This window comes from Bacillus pseudomycoides DSM 12442, from assembly GCF_000161455.1.
GTDB classification, from domain to species: domain Bacteria; phylum Bacillota; class Bacilli; order Bacillales; family Bacillaceae_G; genus Bacillus_A; species Bacillus_A pseudomycoides.
The window spans coordinates 4,982,222-4,991,702 of sequence record NZ_CM000745.1 but is presented as its reverse complement, the minus strand read 5'-3'; the positions used below and the strand labels follow the sequence as shown (position 1 = coordinate 4,991,702).

Annotated in this window: 12 protein-coding genes and 1 pseudogene; 10 read left to right on the top strand and 3 right to left on the bottom strand. The window is 33.3% G+C overall.

The features are described from left to right. Window positions 1–120: 120 nt before the first annotated feature. Both BPMYX0001_RS25340 and BPMYX0001_RS25335 read right to left on the bottom strand, forming a co-directional pair. A complete protein-coding gene (locus BPMYX0001_RS25340) occupies window positions 121–390 on the bottom strand; it encodes a hypothetical protein (protein WP_006097032.1) in 270 nt (89 codons plus the stop codon). Further along, complete coding sequence (locus tag BPMYX0001_RS25335; RefSeq protein WP_006097031.1) at window positions 390–689, bottom strand: DUF2089 family protein; 300 nt, start codon at window positions 687–689, stop codon at window positions 390–392. The genes BPMYX0001_RS25340 and BPMYX0001_RS25335 overlap by 1 nt, the downstream gene beginning before the upstream one ends. A gap of 714 nt (window positions 690–1,403) precedes the next feature. On the opposite strand from BPMYX0001_RS25335, the gene BPMYX0001_RS25330 reads away from it, so the two are divergent. Then, complete coding sequence (locus BPMYX0001_RS25330) at window positions 1,404–2,666, top strand: neutral/alkaline non-lysosomal ceramidase N-terminal domain-containing protein (protein WP_006097030.1); 1,263 nt, start codon at window positions 1,404–1,406, stop codon at window positions 2,664–2,666. A gap of 220 nt (window positions 2,667–2,886) precedes the next feature. Beyond that, the gene (locus BPMYX0001_RS25325) at window positions 2,887–3,546 is read left to right on the top strand and encodes a serine/threonine protein kinase (protein ID WP_033799765.1); all 660 of its coding nucleotides are present in this window, start codon (window positions 2,887–2,889) and stop codon (window positions 3,544–3,546) included. 96 nt (window positions 3,547–3,642) lie between these two features. Here the strand turns inward: BPMYX0001_RS25325 and BPMYX0001_RS34265 are convergent. After that, a pseudogene (locus BPMYX0001_RS34265) lies at window positions 3,643–4,016 on the bottom strand (DUF6262 family protein); the annotation flags it as partial. Window positions 4,017–4,492: 476 nt separating this feature from the next. On the opposite strand from BPMYX0001_RS34265, the gene BPMYX0001_RS25320 reads away from it, so the two are divergent. The 8 genes from BPMYX0001_RS25320 to BPMYX0001_RS34610 all read left to right on the top strand — a co-directional run bounded on the left by BPMYX0001_RS25320 (window position 4,493) and on the right by BPMYX0001_RS34610 (window position 8,792). After that, complete coding sequence (locus tag BPMYX0001_RS25320; RefSeq protein WP_006097028.1) at window positions 4,493–4,858, top strand: hypothetical protein; 366 nt, start codon at window positions 4,493–4,495, stop codon at window positions 4,856–4,858. A 203-nt stretch (window positions 4,859–5,061) separates the two neighbouring features. Next, entirely contained in the window at window positions 5,062–5,238 is a 177-nt protein-coding gene (locus tag BPMYX0001_RS35040; RefSeq protein WP_006097027.1) for a cytidine/deoxycytidylate deaminase family protein, read from the top strand. Between the two features lie 341 nt (window positions 5,239–5,579). Then, on the top strand, window positions 5,580–7,112 hold the full coding sequence (locus BPMYX0001_RS25315; RefSeq protein WP_006097025.1) for a WD40 repeat domain-containing protein: 1,533 nt from the start codon (window positions 5,580–5,582) through the stop codon (window positions 7,110–7,112). A gap of 360 nt (window positions 7,113–7,472) precedes the next feature. Continuing rightward, the gene (locus tag BPMYX0001_RS25310; protein WP_033799364.1) at window positions 7,473–7,811 is read left to right on the top strand and encodes a hypothetical protein; all 339 of its coding nucleotides are present in this window, start codon (window positions 7,473–7,475) and stop codon (window positions 7,809–7,811) included. Between the two features lie 13 nt (window positions 7,812–7,824). Further along, window positions 7,825–8,097 carry a hypothetical protein gene (locus BPMYX0001_RS25305; protein WP_033799764.1) on the top strand — a complete coding sequence of 91 codons (273 nt, stop codon included), beginning with the start codon at window positions 7,825–7,827 and terminating at the stop codon, window positions 8,095–8,097. A 10-nt stretch (window positions 8,098–8,107) separates the two neighbouring features. Then, on the top strand, window positions 8,108–8,365 hold the full coding sequence (locus BPMYX0001_RS34260; RefSeq protein ID WP_006097022.1) for a hypothetical protein: 258 nt from the start codon (window positions 8,108–8,110) through the stop codon (window positions 8,363–8,365). After that, window positions 8,319–8,636, top strand: coding sequence for a hypothetical protein (locus BPMYX0001_RS34255; protein WP_244268558.1), 318 nt, complete (start codon window positions 8,319–8,321; stop codon window positions 8,634–8,636). Before BPMYX0001_RS34260 ends, BPMYX0001_RS34255 begins: the two co-directional genes overlap by 47 nt. 24 nt (window positions 8,637–8,660) lie before the next feature. Further along, entirely contained in the window at window positions 8,661–8,792 is a 132-nt protein-coding gene (locus BPMYX0001_RS34610) for a hypothetical protein (protein WP_006097020.1), read from the top strand. The last annotated feature ends 689 nt before the right edge of the window (window positions 8,793–9,481 follow it).

Below are 9,481 nucleotides of genomic sequence, written 5' to 3'. Positions count from 1 at the left end.
CAATCAGCTGTCCATATCGGCAGCTGATTTTATTTTTGCTTAACGTGTTTTTTTCCGAAATGCTGGCGGTACCATCTATAGTAAATAAGGCGCTTTACTCTTTATTGAAGTAGAGCACCCCTATTTCATGTTGAGGGTTTTTATTTTATCCAATTCTTTTTGTATCTTCTTATGAAAATACTTTCTACCTAGTTTCCATTCTATACATAAGAAAAGCGTCCCTAATAATAGATAAAGGATAAAGCCAATAGTACTTTCAATACGATTCGTTATAAACAACCATGTCAGAAATATAATATGTGCTACTGGTAAAATTGCTCCCCAATAGATATTGTTTCTACTTGATAAGAAAAATTGAATAGCTAAAATACCAGCATAAATAAGAACCATTATTCCCCATCTCTTTCTTGTTTATATTTTTCAATAATCAATTTTGCATCTTCTACACTTATCCGATCATCAATCGACAGACTTTTGATAAATTTAATAAATCCCTCGTTTTCTACGGCATCATTCATTTTTATTTTATCGATTAATCGATCAAGTTTAAGTCTTACTGTTGGGTATGATACCTCATAAATTTTTGCAAGCTCTTTTAAAGAACCTGAATGAAGTACTAAGTTTTTAACAAACTCTAAATCCTCATTTTCCAAGGCTGAAATCCAGTTTGGAATATTGTTAATATCCACAGTTCCGTCCCCCTATTTACTTTTTCAATATAAGCTTAGTATATTTTTCAATAATATTAAACTTATATTTAATTTTATTAAATATAATTCATATATTTTATTTAATTATGTTTAATCCCCCTTGTTTTTGGGTGTGAGGTAAGAGCTGGGGTGAAGCGAAGCGAGGGGCTAGCCCCTTTTCGTGTTATAAAAATATAGAGTAAGAGCTTATTTTTGAACAGTAGATCTAGGCGGTTCGGCAGGTACAATTGCTAGTCCAAGTCGTACTACCTAAATCCTCGTTTTTGGTATGTTCGGCTTGGCGACATACCCATACCTGCCGAATTTCGGAATGCAAGGAGAAAGAATACCGTTTTTTTGTATTTAGGGGTAGTGAAAATTCTTAAGTTGATGGGCATGGGGTCACCATACATATCCATCAACTTAAGAATTTTATAACGTCCCCAAAACAAAAAAATGCGCTGACTTCTCAAAGTAAATAACTGTAGAAAAAATTTTTTTCATTTTTGAGGTATATAAAAACCTTAGCTAGATGGCTATGTATTGTGACTGCTATTTGGGGTGATAAAGGATTTTTAATCATAATATTTAGATTATTAGTGTTAAAATAAGTATAGAAATTGTGAGATTTTTTATTCTAGAATAGTAGAGCTTAGCTGAATAAGACGTAAAGTAATTACATAACAAATTACATAGATAACTGGAGAGGTTCAAATGAGTAAAGTAGGAATATGTAAGGTGGATATTACACCTCCTTTAGGTATTGATTTTATTGGATATCATAGACCAACAGGGATTAGTAAAATTGAAGAACATATTTATACAACAGTATATGTGTTTGAAAATAATCAAACAAAGACCGTATTTGTTAGTATTGATAATATAGGAATGTTAATAGAAGATACAATAATAATTCGAGAACAAGTTGCACATGAGTTGAATGTTCCATTCAAAAACATAACCGTTGTTTATACTCATACCCATTCTGGTCCGGAAACAGTCGGTGATGATCAATTGATAAAGTCTTATAAAACGATTCTAATTAATAATGTGGTTAAAGGAGCCATAATTGCAAATGATAATATGCAATTATCTGAGGTGGGTTGGAATGTAACGATGGGTGAAATTGGAGTGAATCGAAGAGAGAGAACATCTGATGGAGAAGTAAAAATGGGTATAAATGAAAATGGAGTTGTAGACAAACGAATTGGCGTTTTAGCAATCAGAAACTACAAAACAAAAGAACTAACTGGAATTATTGTATTTTGTACTGCTCATCCTAATGTCTTAAAGTCAGATAGTGATATATTATCAGCAGATTATCCAGGATTGACAAGGGAAATTCTAGAACAAACATTGAACTGTCCTGTAATCATTGTTCAGGGGGCAGCTGGAAATGTGAATGCCAAATACCGTGGTTCTAAGGAAGCGTTAAAACACATGGCTTACATATTGAGTGGCAATGTTCTAACGATGTTACCAACAGTTACTTATAATTTAATTTCAAAGCTGAATACTATTTCAACTACAATGAAAATGAAACTAAAGGATATTCCTGATCTTGAAGAGATAAAAAAAATGGCGCTACTAGCTCAAAAGAAATGGGGTGTTAATACTGATCAGTGGCTTAGTGTTGTTGTTGCTAAGCACAAGGAAAATATTAAACAGTTAGCAATTGATTTAGAAATTCAGTTATTTCAAATCAATGATGGATCATTCTCTGGAATACCAATGGAACCTTTTTCAGAAACAGCTCTAGCTATTAAAGAAAATCTGAACAATGAACTAGCTTTTTTTGGTGGATACACGAATGGTTATCTAGGTTATCTACCTACAAAAGAGGAATATATATACGGAGGGTATGAAGTGGAACTAAACCCTGTGGTTTATGGGCCAAGTACAAATCTATTGATGCCGCCAGAAGAGAATACTGCTGAGTTGATAGTGAGCAAAGTTATGAAACTATACAGTAATTAAAGCTTTTATAATCAAGTAAAATATCTTATTCAGCAAATGGGGACGTCCCATCACTATCAAGCTAAGGTTTTGCACTATCTATAAAGCAAAAAAGATGTTATCCTTTCCTATGATTCTATAGAAAGAATAGCGTATTTTTTCATTTTAGGGGGAATTTTGTTTTGTTAGCTTGATAGCGATGTGGGGTGGAACCCCTTTTAGCAAAACCGGAGTGGAAATGATGAGTATAAATAGTTTTGTGGGATTGATAAAGAACGAATTATTAAAAGAGATAAGCATAAGAAGTGAGGATGAATTCGAGCCTGTAGTAGTTAAAGATATTCCTAGACTTTGGAAGTGTTTAGGGACAGGTAATTATGCTGCAGTATTTATGCACAAAGAATACAAAGATTGGGTAGTGAAAGTTTACGCGCGAGAAGGAGAAGGAATTGAAAAAGAGTCAGAAGTATACCGAAGAATCGGAAATCATCCTTCTTATTCGAAGCTTATATATAAAGGAGAAAATTTTATAGTATTGAAACGTTTAAAAGAAATTACCTTATACGATGCCATTCATAAGGGGATTAAAATTCCTAAGCAGGTAATCCTTGATATCAATGAAGCTTTAGGGTATGCAAGGGAACAAGGATTAACTCCTTGTGATGTTCACGGGAAAAATGTGATGATGGAAAACGGAAGGGGATATGTAGTCGATGTATCTGATTTCTTAAAAACAAAAGAAGATAGTAAGTGGAGAGACCTAGAAAAGGCATATTTTACATTTTACTTGCCCTTCATTTATAAATTGCCTTTCCCTGTTAAAATACCGTATTTCATGTTAAACATTGTTAGACGTTCATATAGAAAATATAAGAAGCTTAAAAAGAAATTCAAATTGTAAAAGGGCCACATACTTATCTTTAGGTTAGATAAGTGAACCACTAGTAAACAAAAGGACCGTACATTTTAGATATGTCTAATATGTACGGTCCTAATTTTATAACTTCATGAAGTAATTAGTAAGCTTTTCATTTTCTTTTTCACGCAATTGCTTATTTTCTTCTTCAAGCTCTTTATTCTTTTTCTCTAACTTAGAGAAGCGATGACGGCATTTTGATTGTTCTCGTCCCGTTTAATCCTAGAGTTCACAAATGCTTTTTCTTGTTGATTTCGCAAGAAATTGATGGGTTCTTTGAGCTCTGTATGGTTATACAGTGTGGCTTTACTCACTCCGGCTTCTTCTGCCACACTATTGAAGTTAATTGCTTTAGAGCTCTTGGTTAGACGTTTTATAGCTTCCTCAACCTTAGCTATAGTTGTCTGTTTCCTTTTTTCGTGTAGCTGCCTTAGTTGCTCTTCACGGTCGAAATTTGCTTAGCGTATGTTTTCGTTAAAATGTGGGTGGGTCCCCATGGCCGTCAACCTAACAAAAATAAATTACCCCAGAACGATAAAATTGAGCAACTTGTGCAAAATTTTATCGTTCTGGGGTAATTCTAAATTCTTAAGTTGATGAGCATGGGGTTCAGCCGAGATACGTGTAAAAATAGGTCATAGTCTTACTTTTTGTTCCCAGATACAACCTATTTGTTAAGTGACAAAAAAGTTGTTTAATTCTTATTGGATTAACAGGCAGGTTAGTTGGGGTAGTGATAGGATTTCTGTCATTCCCCTTAGTTGGAGAGTGTTAGTTAACTTGTGCTCAACAATTGGGCCAGAACGTTGAGAATCACTCTCAAAGGGAGTTGGTTATTTATGTTGAAATATTGCGAGTGAAATCAGGTTCTTAACGATTTTATCAAGTATCAAGCAAAATAATTCAGAAACGAAGAAGGGACAGTACTAACATGGAAAACGTATCAAATGTAGATAAATTGGAATCAATAAAATCTTTACAATCGACAATCAGTAAACTCGAAAATGCCTTGTCACAGATGACTCAGAAAGGCGCAAATACTACCTTAGTAAAGAAACGACTCAAAGCTGTTTGCATCGCCTTAGCAATGCTAGAAAACGTTTGGAATCAAAGATCCCATTATTACACCCAGGAAGATTTAGCAGAAGCTTGTAATGTTCTTACTAGTTTGCTTCCATCAATTGAGAACATTTATGATAAGTCAAAGGCTGGTAGTCCCCAAAGAACGCTTTTAGAAAGAAAAATAAAAGCGTTGAAACTAGCTATTCAAGCGATTGACAATTTTTGTGATAAATAACTTATCTAGCCAAATAGCGTAACGGGTGCTTTAGTTGTGGTTTTATAAAATAGATTGATCATTTATATTAAAGTTTGATAAAAAATTGGTGATAAAGATGGTGTGGTTTGGAATTTCACCCCACCTTTTCTTTTTATCTTGTATAATGAAAAAAAGAATATTTAGATATTAATTAAATTAAGAAACGGACAGGGAGACATAAAATGAATATAGAACAAAAAATATATAAAGCGGCAATTGAATTAATCGAAAGAAGATATCCCAAAGGTTGGGGAGCAGCAGCAATGTATACAGAAAATGAAAATAATAGAGGGTCATGGTTGACTATTCGTCTTTCGAAATTATCGCTCTTTTTTATAAATGTTGATGATGCAGTATAATTTATCCCTCGTCTTTTGATCAATCTTTGTTCAAAAAGGTGAGGGATTTTTTTGTGGTAAAATAAATATTTTCAGCTACTCTTTAATCAAACATTGTTCTAAATCAACACAAGTCATTCGAACGTTGGGAAGAAGTATTTCATAATCCAGTATTAGCTGCTGTATTAACAGATTGGATGACAATCGTGCACATGTGATTAATATGATCTTTGGTACTTATAGAATGCTAGAAACAAAAGAATCGTTTGAGAGCAGTTAATACTAACCGGCTCTATTTTAATTAACAAATGACTCTATTTTAACTTGCGAAATACATCAATTAGTAGAAGGAGGAAATATACGTGAGTCAAAATGTTAGAATTGCCAACCTCCCAAGTTATAAGCAAACGAAAACTTTAAAAGAGTGCAACGAGCCCCTCAGTTCCATTTTAGAAATCAAACAAATATCTGCTTTTCAATGGTTATTTGAAAAAGGGAACTATTATATGGAGATTTATTTATCCTTTGTTGATGGAAATGGGGATAGCATCGATTCAGATTTATGTAACTGTATAGAAACATGTATACCTTGGAAATATTTGAACAACGACGAATCATTGTGGTTTTATACGCAGCTTCGTCTTGATATTGCAAGAGCTTTTAACTGGGATATGTTTGATATACAAAGCGATAACATTTATGCACCGATCCATACACATGATCTTAAACCACTATATAAATTATCGTCAGAAGAAAAGAAACAATCTGTACCTGTTTCTTTATTATCATATAAAATAGCTGAACCCACTGTATTATACCGGCAAAAAGGTATACTTTGTGCGAAAGATAATGCGAGAAAAAGATACTCCAATCTAGTTCACCTTTTCGAAGATAAATTTATACATACATACGATGGTGGAATGTATGTTTCGGATATACCCGGAATACAAATCCGCGAGGGAAGTTCTCTTCATTGTATTGATGAAATTACTGATATTGGACGTGAAATGATTAAAAGAGATGATGACTCCGTACTTTTAGCTGATGGACCTTTAGTAGAAGGATATCGGGCACATGTAGCTATTTGTAATCTATATCCATTAAATTTGATTGATATTCTTCCGCTATCTCCGCCATTTACATGGATATCGGAAAATGAAAATAAATTTATTGCGCTAGTTCCTCGGAAAGATTTACATGAGAAAACTCACTTTGATATCAAACCAGCAACTGTAAAAGGAACGAAATTAAGAATCTCAGAAGAAGCCGTACAATCACATCCGTGGTTAAATGATGCCCTGAATCCCGAAAAGTATCATCTCATAGAGGTTGATCTAGATTTACGTAAGTGGAAACCTGTATTAACCCAAAAGGACTTTTTAAAGAATATACACCTTTCCGAAAGTGGTTATATCGAATTTATGGTATATTCTCAACAGGAAAATTGCATTTACATTATGGGTGGGTCAAGAATTGGATGTATTGAATTAACTAACCAAAGCTTCCAATGGATTACAGAACTTGGTGGGGATTTAAAGGTTTATTGTTTAAGTGTAAGCCCTTGTGGTAACTATATTGCGATTGGCGGTATAGCTGATGATCGGTATTCTCCAAGTTCATTTTCTTTAATACATGCCCATACTGGAAAGTTCATTTTCAGACTCCCAGTTTTTAAAACATTTCATAGTGCGATTTATTCGATTACATGGCACCCAGACAGTCAATGGCTAGTATTAGGATTAGCAAACGGAACTCTTATAGAACTTAGCCTAGACGGCGAAGCACGATATTTCAAGGCGCTCAAAGGCAGCATAAGTCATATATGTTTCAATCAAAACATGATGTATGTAACAGGGAATGAAAAAGTGATTCGAGCCTGGAAAATCGAAGAATAAAATTCGCTTTTTGGTTCAAAAGATTTTGAAGTTAAAATAGACTCAATTAAGATAAAGTCCAGAGGAATTGGTTAAAAACCCAATTTTCAAAAAACGTTGGTTTCTTGAGCCATAAGATCAATGTTTTCAGCCACCTTTTAATCAAACTTTGTTACAAAGTAACATTAATTCAATAAGAATTAAACAACTTTATTATTAATTAAAAATCCATTTTCTATGACATTACTAGATTTTTAAACAACTTTAAAAGCCTTCTGTCATTCAAATAGACAGAAGGCTACTGTATTTTTTGAGATGAAATTAAATAACTTTATTATCCTTACACATTATGTACGATAGTTACGATTCAAAGTAAGGGGGATGAATATACGTACACGTAATGAAAGACGGAAAAGTGAAAACAGAGAGATAAGGTATTGGGTTTTCTTTTTAATTGCAATAAGCATCTTTGTTTCTTTTCTTATTTGTGCCATGTTGACAGGAGAAAAGTTTAAAGTACAACGGAAAGGTGAACCTGTAACAGTTGAGGTAATAGAGAAGAAAGAGCGTTTGTTCGTGGGTTTGTTTCATACGTCTTATGAATTAGACTACACTTATAAAGGCAAAACTTACTCAGACAAAGTAGATGTAAATATGAAAGTAGAAGGGTTGAAGTACAGACTGGATGTATTCATAAAAGACAACTATGAAACAAAATAAAGGGGTATGCGAAGTGAATCATAGACGTAAGAAAAAGAAAACTCCAACTTCATTAGAAAAAGCACCAAACAGGGTAGAACGTATAGTGGAAGAAGAGAAACCAAAAGAAAAGGAGACTAACAAGTTTGTTGTTATTCTCCTTGGTATTCTTCTCTCTCCACTTATACTGTGGGGCGTGTTAGAAGGCTCTAAGAATAAATTCAGTCTTAGGATACAGACAGTACTATTAATACTCTTTGTCTTGTTTCTTATAACAATAGGGGTAGGTATACTAGAAGACAGATAGGGGTAGCAGTATGGATGAAAAGAAATTTATAAACTATGAGAAAGACCCAGAGTATTTAAACGACTATGTAGCATTTACAAGTGAAAAGTTTGGAAAAAACTATTATTTGACTACAGACGTTAAGGGGTACACAGAGTATGAATTGGAAGCGTATATTGTAGAACTGGAAGCATATAAGAAAAAAAAGAAAGAAAAATTGGATATACTTTGGTTGTTTTGTATTGTTTTGTATAGTCTTGTCAGTAATAGAGGGGTATCAAAACGATGAACTAGTTGCGAAAGGTAAGCCAATAGAAGCACCTGTTCTTGGGAGGCATGTTGAGACCGAGTATCTTATCCTTGAACACCCTACTTTAGAATTGATTGTTGATGATAAAGTTAAAAAGTTATGGGTAAAGCAAGAGTTGTATGACAGTATAACTGTCATGGATAAGGTGAAGGTAATTGAATATAAAGGTGAGATTAAGTTAGACCCTAGATACAAAGGTGAAGACTTAATTATAAGGTTTATTAAAAAGGAAAAAGAAGTAGGAGAGTAAAATAAAAAAAGGTGTGGTATCAGTATGGAGATGAAAGATAAGGGGCAAGAAATTAAATCAAAAGAATCAAACGATAAGCCTTTAGCTTTTGGTTTTATTCTTTTCATTGTACTCGGGTGTTTTTGCCAAAATCCCCAAGATTGGGGAATTAGCTAAATTTATACATCATGTCAAAAGGTAGACCTTATGACATAGCTATAAATCTAGAATTTTTCATTTCAAAAATACAACTTATAATTATTTGAAATATTTCAATTGAAATGTATATGTTTTGACATAATCATTTTTAAAAGACGTTAAAATCCTTTGTTTATAAGGATTTTTTAATAATCCGCTTGCTATTCCCCCATTTCGAGGGGATGGGCAAAGAAACCCATATACTATTCATTTCTAATTTACATAACGCATCATTATCAGCAGTAACTAAATCCCAGAAAACCATTCATACCAAAAGTTTTCCAGCTTTCCGTTCCCTTCTCTATATGTAGTATTTCATACATTCCTGTCACAACAGCATTTGGCAGTTCAAATCGTCCTCGCAACCTGCATGAAATCCTGCATATCTTTAGCTTATAAAAAATTCAGTTTCCGCTTCCTAAAACTGTCTTAGCGTATATTTTCGTTAAAATGTTGGTGGTACGAATAATTCACCTTTCTTAACAACAATATAGTTAAATATGGTAAAATAGTAATTGGATTGAAATACACAATATACTTGGAGGTACAACCACATCACTATCAAGCTAAGACTGCATTAGGAAATTTTCAGGGGAGTTTTTTTGCTTTTTATAGGGGATCAGTGTAGATTATTTAAAAATTCGCATACGAAATAAACCCTAATTAAT